This window comes from Paenibacillus sp. VTT E-133280 (genome assembly GCF_002264385.1).
In the GTDB taxonomy this organism is placed as follows: Bacteria; Bacillota; Bacilli; order Paenibacillales; family Paenibacillaceae; genus Paenibacillus_AQ; species Paenibacillus_AQ nitricinens.
In genome coordinates this window covers 60,327-79,806 of record NZ_NFUX01000010.1, presented here as the reverse complement: position 1 = coordinate 79,806, position 19,480 = coordinate 60,327, and the positions used below count along the sequence as shown (strand labels likewise).

The 19,480-nt window shown below is 46.2% G+C and carries 11 protein-coding genes; 9 read left to right on the top strand and 2 right to left on the bottom strand.

What is annotated here, in order from left to right:
• Positions 1–116: 116 nt before the first annotated feature.
• Positions 117–959: a hypothetical protein gene (locus CA600_RS06780; protein WP_094869497.1), complete on the bottom strand. Its 843-nt coding sequence runs from the start codon at positions 957–959 to the stop codon at positions 117–119.
• Between the two features lie 370 nt (positions 960–1,329).
• Here CA600_RS06780 and CA600_RS06775 point away from each other — a divergent pair, with 370 nt between their 5' ends.
• The 3 genes from CA600_RS06775 to CA600_RS06765 all read left to right on the top strand — a co-directional run bounded on the left by CA600_RS06775 (position 1,330) and on the right by CA600_RS06765 (position 8,642).
• On the top strand, positions 1,330–5,220 hold the full coding sequence (locus CA600_RS06775; protein WP_256989774.1) for a X2-like carbohydrate binding domain-containing protein: 3,891 nt from the start codon (positions 1,330–1,332) through the stop codon (positions 5,218–5,220).
• A gap of 84 nt (positions 5,221–5,304) precedes the next feature.
• Positions 5,305–6,150, top strand: a complete 846-nt coding sequence (locus tag CA600_RS06770; protein ID WP_094869495.1) for an NAD-dependent epimerase/dehydratase family protein — start codon at positions 5,305–5,307, stop codon at positions 6,148–6,150.
• A 281-nt stretch (positions 6,151–6,431) separates the two neighbouring features.
• On the top strand, positions 6,432–8,642 hold the full coding sequence (locus tag CA600_RS06765) for a helix-turn-helix domain-containing protein (protein ID WP_094869494.1): 2,211 nt from the start codon (positions 6,432–6,434) through the stop codon (positions 8,640–8,642).
• A gap of 145 nt (positions 8,643–8,787) precedes the next feature.
• Here the strand turns inward: CA600_RS06765 and CA600_RS06760 are convergent, their stop codons facing one another.
• Positions 8,788–9,711 (bottom strand): helix-turn-helix transcriptional regulator, encoded by a 924-nt coding sequence (locus CA600_RS06760; protein WP_094869493.1) that lies wholly within the window; start codon positions 9,709–9,711, stop codon positions 8,788–8,790.
• 622 nt (positions 9,712–10,333) lie between these two features.
• Here CA600_RS06760 and CA600_RS06755 point away from each other — a divergent pair.
• The 6 genes from CA600_RS06755 to CA600_RS06730 all read left to right on the top strand — a co-directional run bounded on the left by CA600_RS06755 (position 10,334) and on the right by CA600_RS06730 (position 19,422).
• Complete coding sequence (locus CA600_RS06755; RefSeq protein WP_143759569.1) at positions 10,334–11,218, top strand: ABC transporter permease; 885 nt, start codon at positions 10,334–10,336, stop codon at positions 11,216–11,218.
• Positions 11,219–11,233: 15 nt separating this feature from the next.
• A complete protein-coding gene (locus CA600_RS06750; protein ID WP_042190759.1) occupies positions 11,234–12,130 on the top strand; it encodes a carbohydrate ABC transporter permease in 897 nt (298 codons plus the stop codon).
• Positions 12,131–12,238: 108 nt separating this feature from the next.
• The gene (locus tag CA600_RS06745; RefSeq protein WP_094869527.1) at positions 12,239–13,894 is read left to right on the top strand and encodes an extracellular solute-binding protein; all 1,656 of its coding nucleotides are present in this window, start codon (positions 12,239–12,241) and stop codon (positions 13,892–13,894) included.
• Between the two features lie 98 nt (positions 13,895–13,992).
• Positions 13,993–15,126, top strand: a complete 1,134-nt coding sequence (locus CA600_RS06740) for an SGNH/GDSL hydrolase family protein (RefSeq protein WP_094869492.1) — start codon at positions 13,993–13,995, stop codon at positions 15,124–15,126.
• Between the two features lie 64 nt (positions 15,127–15,190).
• Positions 15,191–16,912 carry an alpha-1,3-galactosidase-related protein gene (locus CA600_RS06735; RefSeq protein WP_094869491.1) on the top strand — a complete coding sequence of 574 codons (1,722 nt, stop codon included), beginning with the start codon at positions 15,191–15,193 and terminating at the stop codon, positions 16,910–16,912.
• Positions 16,913–17,040: 128 nt separating this feature from the next.
• Complete coding sequence (locus tag CA600_RS06730; RefSeq protein WP_094869490.1) at positions 17,041–19,422, top strand: glycoside hydrolase family 95 protein; 2,382 nt, start codon at positions 17,041–17,043, stop codon at positions 19,420–19,422.
• Positions 19,423–19,480 lie beyond the last annotated feature (58 nt).

The window sequence follows — 19,480 nt, the reverse complement described above, 5'->3', positions numbered from 1 at the left end:
GTATAATCCACTTATAAAAATTCAATCAATGACCCATTCCGTGATTGTTAACGGTGTAAATGGTGGAACCCGAATCGACAGCAGAAGCACTTGCAGAGGCAATCATTAAGCTGGAACTAATCAAGACTACGACTGTCAGGAAGAACATTTTCATTTTCATTAGTAAACTCCCTCTCTATTATAGTTTTCATTATGTTGTGATGCACTTGAAGCTGTGATTGATTAGCCTTGTCTCTAAGGATCTCAAATAATGCCGCTGCTTTCTTAAAGCCTGTGTCATCTTTCAGCGTAATACTTAATAGTAAGGTTTCCAGAATTGTGTTTATCGCCTTACACATATTCTTCTGTTTGTAATGGTACATTGCCAGCAAGAATTTGTAATCCACAAAATATCTAATGCTCTCTTGAGTTCCTCGTGCTCCTATGTCATTAGCGTTTATTTCGAATTCTCTCAGAATCCAATCTACGGAATAGTTATATTTTATGGAGGATTCCAAGATGGTAATTAGTCCCGGTAGTAATTCTTCCTCAGCACTGTTTCTAATAAATTCAACATACTCCTCTAGGATTCCAGTCTCGCCTTCCAGAAGATCTAGCACGTAGGCATTGGCTTTTGCGATATTACGGTAATAGTTGACTTCATTATGTCCTTCTTCATCTAACCCTTTGATCCAGTCTAATTTAGAATATTCTAAGATACACATTCTAGCTTCAGAATACTTACCGAGCTTTTGCAGTGCGATTCCTTTTGAACATAAGCTAAATCCAAAATAATAAGGAACACTCCGCTTCAGGTTTTGTTCTCTCATTGTGTCACTGCTTGTCTCATATATAATTGCAATCTGTGTGATCAGCTTGTCCGCAACTTCAATCATAGCATCCCAATTTTCCAATGAAAAAGATGCCTTAAGCATACACGTTAAGGAATCGGCATTTAATCCATCCAAATCCAACTTCAATGCGATCTTCCTTTCTTCAGCATATCATTCATCGGTTATTACTGTGACGTTTGTATCTTTAAATTATTCTTTATTTTACCAATATAGTAAGTGATTTTCATCACTGGAGCAAGGAAACAAGAGTTTGTTTTAGGATTGTCCAAATATAACCAGGGTACAGTTACAGTGTTTTTACTAAGTTCCTTCGAATCGCAGGAATTATGTCTGTTATGCTGTTTATTTGCCCCTCTATTTTGGGGTTATTTGTACGTAAAATTCCGAAATGTACCTATCTTGGAAATCCATATTCAATTATGATCTTCCCGAAAGAAAGCGCTATCAAAGTAATTTTGACCACATTTCATGAGGGGGTAAGGATGATTTGAAGCGAATGGGAAAAAGATTGGGTATGAGTCTGCTAGTATTCATTATTGCAGCAGCACAGTTCGGATTTACAGGAATAAAAGGTAACGTGGCGCAAGCGGCGGAGAAGAGTATGGCTCAGAAGCCGTATATGGGCTGGAGCAGTTACAGTATGCAGGTGTATGATGGGGCAGGAAACTGGACATCGGCGGAGAGCGTTAAGAAGCAATCGGACGCGATGCATGAGAAGCTGCAGGCCCATGGATATGAATACATTAATATTGATGCAGGCTGGAATGGTGATATGGATGAATACGGTAGGCCTATTCCTAGTGACGTCCTTTATCCGAACGGATTTCAGGAGGTCATTGACTATGTTCATCATAATGGGCAAAAGATTGGGATCTATCTGATCCCGGGGGTATCTATCGATGCATATAACCGAAATCTTGAGGTGTATGGGACAGGCGGCGAATGTCGTATTCAGGATATTACAGCCAAGCCGCTTACCATTATGGATTATTGGAATTCCTACACCTATAAAATTGATTTCACGAATCCCTGTGCCCAGAAGTATGTGGATTCCATTGCAGACATGCTTGGCGAGTGGGGAATCGATTTCGTCAAATTCGACAGCGTAACCCCTGGGTCGGGGATTGACAACTTGAGCCGGGATGCACGCGGTGACGTAGAAGCTTGGTCCAAAGCCTTGGATAGAAATAACATCTGGTTTGAGCTGTCCTGGGCACTCGACCACAATTACGTAGAGTTCTGGAAAAAATATGCTAACGGTTGGCGAATTGACTGGGATGTTGAATCTTATGACGGCAGTGGGTTGACAGCATGGCCGAGTATTTCCCGATTATTCCCCAAAGCAGCACTTTGGTGGCGGGATGCAGGCCCTGGCGGTTGGAATGACTTCGATTCCCTGAATGTTGGTAACGGCTCCATGGATGGTCTGACCAAGGATGAGCGGAAGACTGCGATGACGTTTTGGTCCATTTCTTCCGTACCGCTCTATACAGGGAATGACATGACACGGCTGGATAGTTATGGACTAGAGCTGCTTACCAATGATGAGGTAATTGCCGTCAATCAGGCCGGACGTCCTGGACATCCAGTGTCGATGGATACCCAACAGCAGGTCTGGTACGCCAATAATGGAGATGGGACTTACAGCGTTGCTTTGTTCAATCTGGGTAGTCGGGGTGCGGAGGTTAAAGTCAAATGGAGTGATCTTGGCCTTGAGGGTCCGGCTTCAGTGCGCGACCTATGGAGCCATTCCGAGCTGGGAACCTTTGAGAAGGAATTCAGCGGTGGCATCCTTGAACCCCATGCCTCTCGTATGCTTAAAGTAACCGCATTAAGCGGCACATCAGCTGTCAATAACGATGATACAGGGATGCGCTACAGCGGCGATTGGAAGCGAAATGGAGGCAAGGAGCTGCTTGAAGGGAAGCAGGATCTAAGCATTACGATAAAGGATTCCTCGGCTACTGCTACCAGTACTCCTCAAGAGGATGCTCTCAACTCTGTGGCTGACCCTGCTACGGATTCAGCTTCGGCTTCGGCAAGCAATACCACCGTTACGGATGTGGTTTACATTAATGATAATGACAACGGCATTAAATACAACGGCACATGGCAGGTAAGCTCTGCCCGAGAACATGGAGATTATAATGGCGATGTGCATTATACCGAGAAAGACGGTGATTCTTTCGAGTACACCTTTACGGGAACGGGCATTGAGCTGCTGACGGAAAGGCATGAATCGCAAGGAGAAATGGTTGTTACATTGGATGATGAGACAGCACAGACTGTAAATGCGTATACAAGTGGACCGAGAGAGGTACAACAATCTCTTTATAGTGTATCAGGGCTTTCTAACGGTCCTCACACGCTTAAGGTGAGCAAGGGATCGGGAAATTATATGCTGCTCGACGCGCTGAAAGTGACAACAGAAAGTCCGGCTGGGGGTCAGAACAGTTCTATCACTCCGACTTCCGCTGGGTTTGATAAAGCAACGGAACAACAGAAGGATGTCACAGTCACGCTTAATCTGCAGGGAAATACGCTGAGTGCTATTGAAAATAATGGAGTGGCACTGCGCGAAGAAGATTATACGGTGACTAATGATAAATTGACCATCAAGAAGGAATATCTTGCGCAGCAACCTGCTGGCCTGGCAAGTCTGAACATCATCTTTAACGCCGGTGATCCACAGACGCTAGCGGTACAGATTAGCGACTCTACAGGCATCCGTTATGTGATGGTTAATAACGACGATCCGGCAATCAAATATAACGGTACTTGGTCCCGCAGTAGTGGAAGAGGAATGGGCGACTACAATGACGATGTGCAGTATGCGGAGCAGAACGGTGATTCTTTCGAATACACCTTCAGAGGAACAGGGATTCAACTGTTCACTGAGGTAGACGAATCGCAAGGGGATATGGATATCTATGTAGACGATCAATTCAAGGGAACGGTAAGCGCTTATCGAAACGGACGATTGTCACAGCAGATTCTGTACAGTATCTCTGGGCTTACAGATGGCCAGCACACACTTAAGGCTGTGAAAAAATCGGGCAGATTCATGCTGCTTGACATGCTCAAGGTAGAGATTCCGAATATGATCAATCCGATCGCAGCGAGCTTTGGTAAATCATCTTCTGCTCAGCAGGACATTGAGATTACACTTCTACAACAGCCGGAAAGCTTCATTGGCATTACGAACGGATCAAATCATCTGGTTCCAGGGACCGATTATACGGTAGCTGGTGAGCATGTTACATTGAACAAATCTTATCTCGCATCACAGCCAGTCGGAAAGTTGACCCTCAGCTTTATTATTGGTGGCGATTATCTTAATGATGTGCATTCAACGACAGTAGATGGCGATTCCTTTGAATATACCTTCAAGGGCACTGGAATCCGTCTGATTACACCTACGGGTCCAGATCAAGGTGAAGTAGATATTTATGTGGACGGCCAAAGGATTCAGACCGTGAATACTTATAGTCAGAGCCGACTGACACAACAGGAGATTTATAGTATTTCTGGATTGGTAAGCGGCTTACACACACTTAAAGCTGTGAAGAAATCAGGTAATCTCATGCTGACAGATCAATTGAAATTCACAGTCCCAACCAGTGATGGCGGAACAACGAACCCTACAGAACCTCCAACACCGACAGCAACACCCACACCGACTGATGCAGGGGGGCCGTCTATACCCGCTCAGCCTTCATCCGCACCTACCCTGACGCCAACGCCAACTCCGGCATCTGGAACTGATGGGAAGGAGGATGCCGAGACAATGCGACATTCGGCGTATATCAACGGATATCCGGGCGGCTTCTTTAAACCCGATGCTCCCATTACCCGTGCTGAGATGGCAACCATCCTAGCGAAGGTTGCTGAGAAAGAGGCCACTGGATCAGGCGTAATATTCAGTGATGTATCCTCCAGCTATTGGGGGGCAGATGCCATTACCAAAGTAGCTAAGATGGGACTAATGAACGGTTACATCGATGGTACTTTTAAACCTAATCAACCATTGACGCGTGCAGAAATGGCTAGTTTAACAGCCATGCTGAGCCCGGATTCTGCAACATCGGGCCGTGGCTTCTCTGACATTACCGGCCACTGGGCACAGGCGGCGATAAAGAAAGCCCAAGATATAGGCATAATGAAGGGCTACAGTGACGGAACTTTCCGCCCGAATTCCAAGCTTACTCGTGCGGAAGCCGTTACAGCTATCAACAGAGTTTTGGGCAGAGGCCCGCTTATGGGTGTCACACAGCCAGAGTGGAACGATGTTCCAGTCTCCCACTGGGCATTCGGTGATATTGAGGAGGCTTCGACCGACCATATCTCGAAGCCTAGTACGCAAGGCGGAGAACAGTGGACAGAATAAGTTGAGCGATGAATGAACGGAGGGGCCTTCTTTGGCCCCTTTTTTCTGAATGATATGAGATGAGAAAAAGAAGGGGAGAAGAGCATGAATCTTCTAATTACCGGAGCAAGTGGATTTATCGGAACGGCTCTAGTCAAGCATTTGGCGGATAAACATACAGTGATTTGTCTGTCACGCCAAGCTCCGGAAGGGGCTTTTGCCTATGTTCAGGGTTCTTTTGATTCAGCGGAGGATTTGAGCAGGCTGGACTCGTATGATATTCAGGCGGTGATTCATCTTGCTGCTGTTACTGGCGGCTCTACTGAGGAGGACAGCCTTGCTGTTAATGTATTGGGAACAAGGAGATTGTACCGTTATCTGCTGGACCGCGGTTGCCAAAAGTTCATCACAGCGAGCTCCATTGCCGTGGTGGGTGGACTCACTGAGGATTTTATACCGCTTGAGCTGCCTATCCCAGATGATCATCCCTGCTTAGCGGCGGATGCCTATGGGCTAAGCAAGGCTATGGTCGAGGAGTTGACCCGGTATTTTCATCGCAATCATAAAGATACCGACTTTATCAATCTTCGCTTTGGAGCTGTAGCCTCCCAGGGCTGGATTTCTCCTGTCTTGGAAACTGGATCCAAGCCGACGCTCCCGTTCATCACACTGGGGCATGTCCACGCAGAGGATGTAGTGAAGGGTATTACTGCGGCACTGGAATCTCCACTCAAGCCGGGGGTAAGAACTCTTAATCTGGTTGGGCCGGATGCTAGCAGCAACTTGCCAGTGGCTGAGCTCCTTACCCTGTTGGTGGGGAATGATTATAATTTGGATTATTATCATTTTTCGGGTCAAGAATATATGCCTTTATATGCCATGGATCGTTTCAAAGAGGAATTCGGTTTTGTGCCTTCACATTCTACCCGCCATACGAGGGGTAAAGCGTAGAAGGGTTTACATGCTGGAAAGATAAAAAAATTCGGATGGTGAATAAAAAGCAGTGATAACGGCGTATATCGCTGCTTTTTATCCAGTTCTGAAAGGTTTAACATCTGCAAAATTGGGTTTGCACACTTGACTATTAAGTAAAATGTTTTAATCTATGGTAATGATAGCGCTATCGAAATGATATTAGGGGAGGGGTCACTACGCTTAAATATTCCAATATCTTTCGTAAATTCTTAATCTCCTATGTAGTCATTTTGGTCATTCCCAGCATTGGCGGATATATGTCCTATCTGACTTCGATTTCTGTGACAGAGTCTATCTCTATTGAGAACGGGGTCACCCAGCTCCAGAAAAGTCAGGAAATATTGGAGCGCCGCATGGCGGAAGTAGAAGGGTTTACCAGGCAATTGGCAGTCAACCAGGAGCTAAATGTTCTGATGAATGAAAGAGACAATGAGACGAACGTGTATGGCATTTGGAGAACGATGCGGAATGTCCTGACTTTCGGTCAGACGAATGATTTTTTGCAAAACTATTATATTTACCTCGCCAATTATAATCTTATTCTAACCCCAGGTTCTTCTTACCGACCGGAACATTACTACTCTAATTTCAACTATAAGGATCTTCCGCTACAGGATTGGACCAAAGAAGTGCTTGAGAAAACCCATCGCAGTGAAATCAAGCCACTCAGTGACTATGTTAGCAGGGGCATGCAAACCTCCGTTATTACCTATATGCAGTCACTCCCTCTGGATAGTTTCAACGATTCCTCACCAGCTGTCGCGGTAGTGATCATAGACGAGAAAATCATTTCTAGTCTGTTATCTGGTTTAACTGAGCGATACGGAGGCTGGGTTCATATCAGCGATGCTGAAGGAAATACGATTGTCCTGCAGGGAAGTGATGAGCAGAAAATGGCCCATATGACCGCTGATTCGGATTTTGATAAAACCAAGGTTAGTCAGTTCTATGAAGACGATCTAGTGATCACGACTCGTTCTGATTCGAACGGATGGGTATACCAGACAGGGATTCCCCGGCCTATTTTGATGGATAATGCTAACAAGATCAAGCAAATGTCCATACAAATTACGGGAGGAACATTACTCATCGGCTTGATAGTCGGACTAATATTAGCTTACCGTAACAGCGCTCCAATCAACCGTATGCTTAGCGTCATGAAGGAGCAATTTGGCAAGGAAGAGGCCTCCGCCAAGAATGAATTTGACTTTTTAAGCGGAAATATTGCCAATATGATCACTAAGAACAAGTTGCTGGAAACCGAACTTAATCGTCAGCTTCCGTTGGTCAGGGATGCATTTCTGAAGCGGCTATTAGCAGGTGAATTCAAAACGCATGATGAGATTCTCACAGCGGCTGAGCAGGTGGGGATTAATTTGAAACAGAACACTGGGTATGTAGGAATTGTTCAGATTAACGGCTATGCCGGTATGGACAGCGTTGAGATTCTCAATGAGCTGAATGCTTCCCGGTTGCTGCTGAAGCAGTCCCTATCGGATCTCGGAGTGGAAGTACTAATGACGGATATGGGCTCCGACAAAGTGGTAACTCTGTTTTTCTCCAAGGAAGAAGAGACTGACAAAGCGTATGAGGCAGAGAATATCACCAGCATTCTGGAGAATTTGGCGCAGTACGTTTTTAATGAGTATCGTATTACTACTCAGGCGGGCTTCGGAGATCTTTTTACAGAAATAACGGAAATCGGCCTTTCCTTTGACCAAGCCAAGCAAGCTCTGGAATATGCCGTCTACATGAATAAAAAAGGAATTGTATGGAGTAGCGAAGCCCAAAATGAGAATACGACCTACTATTATCCGCTGGATACAGAGCAACGTCTGATCAGTACCATCCGGGCTGGAGAGTTAGAAGAGGCTAAACGGATTGTCCGTGCGATTGTTGCCCAGAACATGGAACAGCGTGAATTATCCATGGAAATGAAGCAACAGCTTGTTGGAGAAATAAAAGGGACGTTTCTTAAGCTTCTGGATCAAAAGGCTTTTACAGAATACCCGGACATCGAGAGTGTGAAGCGGAGGGTCATAGACATTGGTTCATCGGAACGACTCGAAATGATTCAGACCGAATTTTTTGTTATTATGGAAGAACTGTGCGGACTTATTGCAAATAAAAAGAAGGATGTTCATATTCAGATTATTAAGCAGATCAAGGAATATACAGCAGAGAATTATTCGGATACAGAGCTGAGTCTGTACCGGGTAGCCGAACAGGTCGAACGGCCTGAAAAATATATTTCTCAATTGTTTAAAGAGGTTACAGGTGTCAATTTCTCCGATCATCTGATAAAAGTGAGAATGGATCAGGCTGTGATTTTGCTCAAAGATAGTCGGTATACGGTTGATGAGATTGCTATTCGGGTGGGCTACAATAGTTCACATTCTTTCAGACGGGCCTTCAAGCGGTTAATCGGCGTTTCACCGAGCGCTTATAGACAGTCTATTGATGAGTAAACAGTTGTTTGGCAAAAATTAAGTATTAGACTGATCCAGTAAAAGAAGCAGCGGCGGACCAAGACTTGATAAATAAAGTCTTAGACTGCCGCTGTTGTCGTTCAAATAACGTTCCCGTTAGCTTGTCACCGACGGTCTATGCATCCTACTTTACTTTATTTAATAAGTTTGTCACCATTCTGCTCAATGTCCCTTGATCGACGAAAGGAGCAAGACTTGCCAGCAGATCTGGGCTAAGATGTTCAGCTTCGACTCCACTAATCAACTTCTCGAGATTTTTACTGTCCAGAAAAGGTGCAAGGCCTATGATCTGATCCGCATCGATAGTGCCGTCTTCAACCCGGTCTACCAAACGGTTTAATGTTTCTCTGCTAATAAAGGGTGCCAGCCCTTGAATGGAATGCCAGCTCAAGCTGCCCTCCTCTGCTTGTTGTACTAACCGATCTACATGTTCTCTTCCAAGAAACGGGGCAATCCCAACAAGATTGTGCACTTCTAAGGAACCGTCAATCGATTTATCTACCAGTCGGCTTAATGTGTCGCTGCTGACGAACGGAGCGAGTCCAGTAATGGTATTCCACACAATTTCGCCCTCTTCTGCCTGACGAACCAGTTCATCCAATGTGCCTGTTCCAAGGAACGGAGCCAGCCGCATGATCACGTCTAACTTAAGGACGCTGCTGTCTAATCGTTCTGTAACCTTATGCAGAGCGCTTGCTTTTACAAACGGCGCTACTTCTACAAGCTCCTCCACCTCCGCCTCTCCGGTATTGACCATCTCTGCAACTTGTTCCGGCCTGTTCTCTGCGATCTCCTCAACGATCGTTCCTAGGTGCGGGTACTCCCTATTTTCTGTATTGTCTCCTGCATTTAAAATGTCGTCTACCGTTTTGCCGAATAACCTTGCAAACTGCGGAAGCGTTCCGATATCCGGTAGCGATTCGCCCCGTTCCCATTTCGATACCGCTTGATGACTTACATTCAGTTGATCGGCAAGTTCCAATTGGGTAAGATCCTGGTCTTTGCGAAGCTTCGAAATATAAGCTCCAATTTTACGCAAGTCGAGCATTGTATACCTCCAATAAAACAAAATGTACAGTGCGCACTGTCAAAAACAGCATAGCATTTCTGCAAACGCAATCCTATCAAGAGTTGGTTGAATTGTCTCATGGGCTTTATTCAACTGCCGGTAGAATTGTCCTGATTGGAAATCTCCAGAGAGGGTCCTAGAAAGGTGAAAAAGGCTGCTGCTGATGCCTATCTATTGGAGAGTTGTACTACAGAGAAGGGAATTAAATCTGTGTGCGAGTTAAACATCTATGGAGAAGTTGACCGTTTTGATCATCCGAAGAAACTACTTTACTGGTAATCTTGACAAACTATTAGCTGGTATAGCTTAATGAAGCATCGTCAGTCTAATACTTTTTTCGGAGTCCGAACCCTGTTTCCGGAAAAATGGCCGTTCTACAGCTATTTTGTTCTCCCTGAACAGGGTTATTTGTACGCTGAAATGCCCAAGTGTACCTTTTCTTTGGGGATAAAAGTCAATTATGATCAACTCGTAGAAAGCGCTATCATAAACTAATGGCGGTTGCTTAGGGGGGATTGTTCTGGAGAAAGAAATAGTATTACACCACAAGTCGTTACCGAAGCGTAGGGGCTCTGTATTTTTACAAAATGCTCGCAGAAGTATGAAAAAGCACTGGCAGCTACATTTGCTCGTGATTCCACCTCTATTATTTTTCCTCATTTTTAAGTATTATCCAATGCTGAATGCGGTTCTAGCCTTCAAGGACTACAACGTGATTAAAGGAATATGGGGAAGTCCATGGGTTGGATTTCATAATTTTCGATTATTTTTTGATAATCCGCAGTTTTGGACGCTGCTCAAGAACACCATCATGCTTAGTGGTTACCTGCTGCTGGCGGGATTTCCAATTCCGATTATCCTTGCGCTCATGATTAATGAATTGCGCGGGGGAAGGTTCAAAAAGTTCGTCCAGCTGGTCTCTTTTGCGCCTTATTTCATCTCGACGGTTGTCATGGTGTCCATTATTATGCTATTTATGGCACCTCGTCTTGGATTTGCGAACATCGCTCTCAACTTTTTCGGTTTGGAGTCGATCAATTTCCTTGGAGAACCGGGAATGTTTCGTTCGATTTATGTCTGGTCTGATATTTGGCAGACTGCGGGCTACAGTGCCGTTATCTATTTAGCAGCGCTTGCCGGTATAGATCCTACGCTTTATGAGGCAGCCAAAGTCGATGGCGCTTCACGCTTTCAAAAAATTCGTTATATTGATCTGCCAGGTATTGTGCCTACCATCGTCATCATCCTGATTTTGAATGTTGGGAATGTCATGGCTATTGGCTTTGAGAAGGTTTATCTTCTGCAGAACCCGCTCAATCTGGCGAATTCCGAGATCATTGCCACTTATGTCTACCGGGTCGGTTTGCTGAACGCCAATTATAGCTTTGCCACTGCGGTTGGTCTATTCAACTCGGTAATCAACCTTATTTTGTTGCTTACGGTGAATGGCTTGGCTAAACGCATCACAAACAACAGCATCTGGTAGGAAAGGAGCAACCACATGGCAGCAGTTCAACAAAAAATTAAAGAATCAACTGGCGATAAGCTATTTCTGACCACTATTTATATCCTACTCAGCCTCGTGGTCATCGCGGTGATTTATCCGCTAATTTTTATCATCAGTAGCTCGATTAGCAGTCCGGCAGCCGTTACCTCCGGCCGAGTCTGGTTATGGCCTGTAGATATTTCCTTTAAAGGTTTCAAGGTTCTGCTAAATACACCTGAGATCATTACAGGCTACGGCAACTCCATTTTTTATACAGCCGCAGGGACGTTCATCAGTGTTGTGCTTACGATCATGATCGCGTACCCTTTATCACGCAGAGGTTTCTTCGGACGCAACACTTTGATGATGATCATCACCTTTACGATGATTTTCAGCGGCGGGCTGATTCCGACCTATATGGTCGTGAAGGAACTCCATTTGATTGATACCCGCTGGGCACTGCTGATACCAAACGCGATTTGGGTATGGCAGGTCATTATTGCCCGGTCATTCTTTCAATCCTCCATTCCGGAGGAGCTGCTGGAAGCCAGCGAAATCGACGGTTGCAGTGATATGCGGTTTGTCTGGAGCGTTGTTATTCCGTTATCGAAGCCTATTATTGCGGTGTTAGTCCTTATGTACGCGGTAGGACAGTGGAATGCCTACTTTGACGCTTTGATTTATTTGAAATCAGCGAATTTGTTTCCACTTCAGCTTGTCTTACGAAGCATCATTATCCAGAACAACAGCGCAGGTACTATGGATGCAATGAAAATGGTGGAGCGGCAGCAGCTTGCTGAGCTACTCAAATATGCACTTATAGTTATCGCTACGCTGCCTGTACTTGTTATCTATCCATTTGTTCAGCGTTATTTTGTCCAAGGAATGCTGGTCGGTTCAGTTAAAGGCTAATTCACAGCTTTCAGAATCTGGAGAGCGGGAGAGGCACGCAGTGAAATGACAGAAAGATATCGTACCTGCCTAAATTATAAAAGGGAGTGATCGGATTTGAAGAAAAGTATGATGACCTTGTCATTGGTGCTGGTATTAATTCTTACGGTGGTGTTAAGCGGATGTGCTAATAAAAATACAGATAACACATCCTCCGCACCTGCTGACTCAGGTAACTCGGAATCAGCAAGCAAACCGGTGGAAATCAGCGTGTTCTCGGTTCAGGAATCCGGGATCGATGTTCCTACCAATAAATTTTCGAAATTTGTGGAAGACAAATTCAATATTAAATTCAAATGGGAAATCAACCCTTCAGACGGAGCCAAGGAAAAGCGCCAAATCTCACTTGCTAGTGGCGATTACCCTGATGCTTACCTGCTCACTCACTATATCGATCAGTTCTCACAGGCAGATCTTCTGAAGTATGGCAAACAGGGCGTACTGATTCCTCTGAACGATCTAATTGATAAATATGCTCCAAATATTAAAGCGGCTATGGAAAAGAACGATAATTTGAGAACGCTTAACACAGCACCTGATGGTAATATCTACGGGCTTGTCGCTTACACAGAGTGCTTTCACTGCTCCTATCCGAGCAAAATGTGGCTCAATACCGAGTGGCTGAAGAAGCTGAATCTGGAAATGCCGAAGACAACCGAAGAATTCAAAAAAGTGCTGGAAGCTTTCAAAACACAAGATCCGAACGGGAATGGAAAAGCAGATGAAGTGCCGCTGAGTGGTTCCATTGAGGAGTTTGGTGTACGCATTGTACCATTCCTCATGAATGCATTTGTATATGATGATGACCGCAATTATCTGAATATGCTGGATGGAAAAGTTCAATCGGCGGCTGTCACACCGGAGTGGAAGGAAGGCCTGACCTATATCAAATCTCTGTTTGACGCAGGTTTGATTGATCCAGGGGCATTCACACAGAACGCGGAAGCCTTCAAGAAAATCGGTGAAAATGCCGATGCGGAAATTCTGGGCGCCGGTGCGGGCATGCACCCTGCGATTTTCGTCAATATTGATCCGGGCAATAGAAGCTCGGCACACTACAATCCTGTACCACCGATTAGCGGACCGGAAGGTATCTCCTATGCGACTCATGATGCAGGTGGCGTATCCCCGGGAGCGAAATTTGTCATCACCAACAAAGCTAGCGAGGAAGCACAGATCGCTTTAATTAAAATGGTAGACTATATGTTTACTTCTGAAGGACAGACCAATGGTGGCAGCGGTATGAAGGGCATAGATTGGACGGATCCAGAAGAAGGCGATGTAGCACTGGACAAAGATGTTAAACCAGTGATCAAGACCATTCCTATGGCGGAGGGCGAAGCGCCGCGCAATGCGGGCTGGAGCGGCATGGGTCACTTCTATATGCCAAAAGAGTACCGTGATACTTTCGTTCAAGCTACTGACATCTACGCTTCCAGCGGTTATGAACGCAGATTGTATGATGCGACTCTGCTGTATGAAGGACATGAGCCTAAAGAATTATTCCCAATCTGGTCGATTTGGATTGATCCAAGCGAAATCGATGAAGCGAGCTTACTGCAAACCAACATTAAGAATTATATTGAGCAAAATCAGCTTCAATTCATCACGGGCAACAAGGATCTTACTAAAGATTGGGATGCTTATATAAAAGGTCTGAAAGACTTGAAGCTAGATCGTTATCTCGAAATCTTGCAAAAGGCTTATGAAACTTCTAAAAAATAAAATATTGAAATCAGAATCAGGTGCTGTAAGATATACCCCAGCACCTGATTTCTTGATTTCAAGGAAAAATATACATTTTTATTTACGGAGGATCAGTCATGACAGAAGAGAAACATTGCAATCATCAATTTGTAGCTCCAAGACGAGGACTACCGAATACAAGTGTAAGACTTGCAGGAAAGGAGCGGGTGACGGTCGCTTTTTTGGGTGGTTCCATTACGGAGGGGGCGGGTGCTTCCGATGCGGACATATTTAGCTGGAGAGTGCTGACTGGTAAGTATCTGCAGGAGCGATTTGCGAATCATGAATTCCGCTTCATCAATGCGGGAGTGGGTGGAACGAATTCCACGCTGGGCGCTCACCGATTACAGTCACATGTCCTGCAATACGGCAAGATTGATCTACTATTCGTTGAATTTAGCGTCAATGACGGCAACGACCGGGAAGAATCCATTAGAGGTATGGAAGGCATTGTACGCCAGTGCAGACGGTTGTCGCCCGGTACTGACATTTGCTTCTTGTATACGGTAGCAGAGAAGAATCTGTCGGGGAGCAACCCCTTTAACATTGCCGTCCACGAAGAAGTAGCTGAGCATTACGATCTTCCATCAGTTAATTTTGCAGCTAGAGTTTATGCACAGACCCAGGCCGGACAAATGGAGTGGACTGAGCTGGCTCCGGATGGTTATCATCCCAATGATGATGGACATGCGCTGTATGCTTCTTTTTTACAGGAATATTTGGATGCAGCTCTTGTTCCTGACAACACACATTCAAATACTGGAAGCGCGTTAAGTATTGCTCCTCTGGGGGAGCGAAATTATGAATACGGTAAATTACTGGATTTCAGAAGCGCTGATCATGCAGATGGGTTCGAGCTACGCGAGCTTACCCCTGATGATCCACTGATGAACTGGCGATTTGGAACGGAGCATTTATATACAGACAGCAAAGAGGCATCTTTTTCTTACACAGTAACCGGACAGAGTGTGGGTCTGCTGCTGCTCTACGGCCCGGACAGTGGGATATTCGAATATTCACTCAATGACGGTCCCTTTCATGCGGTTCACTTATTCGATGAATGGTGTCCGCTTGCGTTTCGGCCTATTATTGCTATGTTCGGAATCGAGGAACAACGTCAGGAATTGCAAGTAACCGTGCGAATTACAGGGGAAAAGGATGAACAGAGTAAAGGCACCAGTCTGCGTATTTTGAAGCTAATGTACAATTAATTATTTTAACCGAAAGGATTATACTGCCTCTTATTAAGCGTTTACAATACTAAGAAAGTTGGTGTTGATCATTTCTTTTAAAGAACACAGCGTCGATTCTTCTCCTATCGTAATCCGCCTGACTGATTATGGTGTTCTGCCGGATTCCGGGTTGGATGCTCAGCCAGCCATGACAAGAGCTATTGAGGCAGCTGCCGAAATAACTGGGCCGGTCCTGCTGGATTGTCCAAAAGGCTGTTATCATTTCTATCCGGAAGAGGCCATCCGGAAACCCTACTACATCTCCAACACTACCAGTGAAGAAGAGAATCCTGATGTCACCAAGACTATAGGAATTCTCTTAAAAGGGCTGCACAATTTAATATTTGAGGGAAATGGCTCTCTATTTATCTTCCATGGCAAGCAGACGATGTTCTTGCTGGATGGCTGCAAAAATGTAGAGATTCGTAATTTGCATACCGACTACGCCCGGCCGACTGTGTCAGAGATGACGATTATTGAAAGCGGTACTCATTATTTCGATGTCCAGGTTCACCCCGATTCGCATTATGAGATCAGGGACGGCAAGCTGGTCTGGATCGGTGAGGGCTGGAGCTTCTCGGAAGGACCGATGCAGACCTATGATCCACTCAGCAATACGACTTGGCGGATGGACAACTGGTCGGAGCTGGCTGATTCGGTTGAAGAGCTGGAGCCGATGAAGCTCCGCTTGCATTTTGATCATCAGCCTGAGGTTGTCCCCGGGCATGTTCTGCAAAGCCGTGATGGTATTCGCGATCAGGTAGGTGTCTTCCTTGTGGAAAGCTCTAACATCACCTTCGGCGATGTGGGGCTGCATTTTTTACACGGACTTGGTGTTGTAGGGCAGTTCAGCGACAATCTCACCTTTCAACGCATGGATATTTCGCCGCGCCTGGAGACAGGCCGAACGGTTGCTGGCTTTGCGGATTTCATCCACATGTCCAGCTGCCGAGGTAAAATAACTGTTGTAGACAGCCGTTTTGCCGGTTCTCATGATGACGTCGTCAATGTCCATGGTACCTATCTACGGATCGTTGAGCAGCTGTCTGCGAATAGGGTGAAGGTTCGCTTCATGCATCCGCAGACCTACGGATTCCTGGCCTTTCATCCGGGAGACGAAATTGAATTTGTTCGTTCTGGCTCTCTGACTACCTATGCGGCTAATGAAGTGATAGAGGTTACGCGTCTCAATCCACGCGAGCTAATACTGACTTTAGCACATCCGATTCCTGAGGGGATTGGCAGCCATGATGTGATCGAGAATGTAACCTGGACACCGGAGGTTGAAGTCGTAAATAATCACCTCGCGCGGGTACCGACCCGCGGTATCCTTGTGACAACCCGGCGTAAAGTAGAGATTAAGGGGAATGTTTTTGATCGGATGCAAATGAGTGCAATTCTGGTTGCCCTGGATGCGGAGTCTTGGTATGAGTCTGGCAAGGTGGAGGATGTAACCATCGCCGAGAATCATTTTATTGAATGCGGGGGCATCGAGCATCCGGTTATTTTCATTTCGCCAGAGAACACAGAGGTTGGTGAGAGCACTCCTGTTCATCAGGGCATAGTTATTAAGAACAACAGGTTCGAGACTGGTAAAACGTTAGTCCTTAGTGCCAAGAGTACCCGCAGACTGGCCTTCAGTGCTAACGAAATTGTCATGGGTGGGGAAAGTATGAACTGTCTTTCCAGTGTTGAGGCTGCGATATGTTTAACCGCTTGTAGCGAGGTCGGCATTCAGGATAATTTGTTCAATGAGTTAGGGTAGGTTGTGTTAGATCGCGATATGGATCGGTAGATCGATGTATAGAAAACGCTTTATCTGATCTTTATAATGAGGGCAGACTTGGGGGAATACATTATTTGATTCATGACAGATCGTGAGGGAGAGAACCAATGAAACTTCAATATGACAAGCCAGCAAATGTATGGACCGAAGGGCTTCCGATTGGGAATGGCCGTCTGGGTGGTATGATCTTCGGCGGTGTGGAACAGGAGAAAGTCAGTCTAAACGAGGATACATTATGGTCAGGGTTCCCGAAGGATGGGAACAATCCCGGTGCTAAGGAAGCTCTGCCAAAGGTTCGAAAGCTGATTCAGGAGGGCCGGTATTCAGAAGCGGACACCCTGACTAGAGAGATGCTAGGTCCGTACACCCAATCGTATCTGCCTTTTGGAGATTTACTACTTCGTTTTGAGCATGGTGGTGTTTATCAATCTTATCGGCGGACATTAGATATTGAACATGCGGTTCACCGCATTGAATACAAGATTGGTAATGTTACTTATACCCGTGAGATGTTCGCTTCACATCCTGATCAGTTGCTCGTGCTGCGTCTGACTGCAAGTGCACCGGGAGCGCTGAATGTGCATGCTACGCTAGATAGTTCGCTTCGGCATAGCCTTCACGCTCTGGGTGATAACTTTGTACTCTCGGGAACTGCACCGGAGCATGTTGATCCAAGCTATTTTTGGAGTGACAATCCGATCCAATACGGAGAACCTGGCAAGAGCAAGGGCATGGCCTTTGAAGGACAACTCTCCGTAGTAGCAGAGGATGGGGAAGTTACCGTTGACGGTAGTGGAATTCATCTGTTGGGAGGAACGGCTGCAACCTTCTATTTCAGCGCGGCTACAGGCTTTAATGGTTTTGACAAAATCCCGGGAGCTGAGGGGAAAGATGCTTCTGCTATTGCAGCTTCTTACTTGGCAGATGTGAATGGAAAGTCTTACGATAGCTTGCTTCAAGCGCATGCCAAGGATTACCGATCGCTTTTTGACCGAGTGAAGCTCCAATTAGGTAAGACACTAGCCCCGGATTCGATGTCCACGGAGCAACGGATTACGACATACGCGGCACAAGACCCTGGACTTGTCGAGTTGCTGTTTCATTACGGGCGCTATTTGATGATCGCAAGCTCGCGCCCTGGAACGCAGGCTACTAATCTGCAGGGAATATGGAATGCGGTTACCCGTCCGCCGTGGAGCAGCAACTATACGCTGAACATCAATACAGAGATGAATTATTGGCCAGCTGAAATTTGTAATCTGGCGGAATGTCATGAGCCGCTGCTGGATATGATCGGAAACTTGGCGAAGATGGGTGCGGAGACTGCTCAAGTCAACTATGGTACCCGAGGCTGGGTGGCTCATCATAATACGGATCTTTGGGCACAGACAGCACCGGTGGGGGATTATGGTGACGGAGATCCAAGCTGGGCTTACTGGTCGATGAGCGGCGTTTGGCTGACACAACATCTCTGGGAGCATTATGCTTTTGGCGGCGACGAGGAATATTTGCGGACTTCCGCTTATCCTGTGATGAAGGAGGCGGCTCTGTTTGCACTGGACTGGCTTATTGACGATGGTAACGGAAGGCTTGTGACCTCTCCATCCACTTCACCAGAGCATAAATTCCGGACTGCGGAGGGCTTGGCTGCAGTCAGTGCAGGTGCTACTATGGATATTTCGCTCATCTGGGAGCTGTTTACGAATTGTATCGAGGCCTCGGAAACGCTTGGAACGGATGAGGATTTGCGTGCAGAATGGGTAAGCGCACGTGAACGTTTATTGCCGCTGCAGGTTGGTAAGTACGGACAATTGCAGGAATGGTCCTTAGACTTTGAGGATGAGGATATGTATCACAGACATACTTCACATTTGGTCGGTATCTATCCGGGCCGGCAGTTGTCAGAAGATGAGACCCCTGAGCTGTTCGCGGCCGCCAAAACTTCGCTTGAACGGCGTGGGGACGAGAGCACGGGCTGGAGTCTGGGCTGGAGAGTTGCGCTCTGGAGCCGCTTCCGGGACGGCAACCGCTCACTACGCCTGCTCTCAAACATGCTGCGGCTGGTGAAGGACGGGGAGTCCGAACAGTATAGTCACGGCGGGGTTTATGCCAATCTGCTTGGCGCACATCCACCGTTCCAAATTGATGGTAACTTCGCCGCTTCTGCCGGAATTGCTGAGATGCTACTGCAATCTCACCTCGGCTATCTCGATCTGCTGCCTGCACTGCCAGATGAATGGCAGGGGGGAAGTGTAGCAGGGCTACGTGCCCGCGGTGGCTTTGAAGTTAGCATTCAGTGGGATAGAGGCCATCTCGTGGAAGCACAGATTACCTCCCTTCAAGGCAATGAATGTGTGATCCGCACAGATGCTTCGCTTATGGTGAGTAATGGCGGTAATGAAATGAAGTGTGACCGTTCCGCAGATGGAATGGTGAGCTTTCCAACGACCGCAGGCCAAACCTACAAGCTTATAACTGGTAAGCAATAATAGTTAGTTTCATACGAATATGGACAGCAGCAGGGACCTGAAATACAGGCCCTGCTGC

Coding starts and splice junctions, on each gene's coding strand:
- CA600_RS06750 (WP_042190759.1), top strand. CDS start 11,234: ATGGCAGCAGTTCAACAAAAAATTAAAGAATCAACTGGCGATAAGCTA.
- CA600_RS06765 (WP_094869494.1), top strand. CDS start 6,432: ATGTCCTATCTGACTTCGATTTCTGTGACAGAGTCTATCTCTATTGAG.
- CA600_RS06775 (WP_256989774.1), top strand. CDS start 1,330: ATGGGAAAAAGATTGGGTATGAGTCTGCTAGTATTCATTATTGCAGCA.
- CA600_RS06770 (WP_094869495.1), top strand. CDS start 5,305: ATGAATCTTCTAATTACCGGAGCAAGTGGATTTATCGGAACGGCTCTA.
- CA600_RS06730 (WP_094869490.1), top strand. CDS start 17,041: ATGAAACTTCAATATGACAAGCCAGCAAATGTATGGACCGAAGGGCTT.
- CA600_RS06760 (WP_094869493.1), bottom strand. CDS start 9,711: ATGCTCGACTTGCGTAAAATTGGAGCTTATATTTCGAAGCTTCGCAAA.
- CA600_RS06755 (WP_143759569.1), top strand. CDS start 10,334: ATGAAAAAGCACTGGCAGCTACATTTGCTCGTGATTCCACCTCTATTA.
- CA600_RS06740 (WP_094869492.1), top strand. CDS start 13,993: ATGACAGAAGAGAAACATTGCAATCATCAATTTGTAGCTCCAAGACGA.
- CA600_RS06745 (WP_094869527.1), top strand. CDS start 12,239: ATGATGACCTTGTCATTGGTGCTGGTATTAATTCTTACGGTGGTGTTA.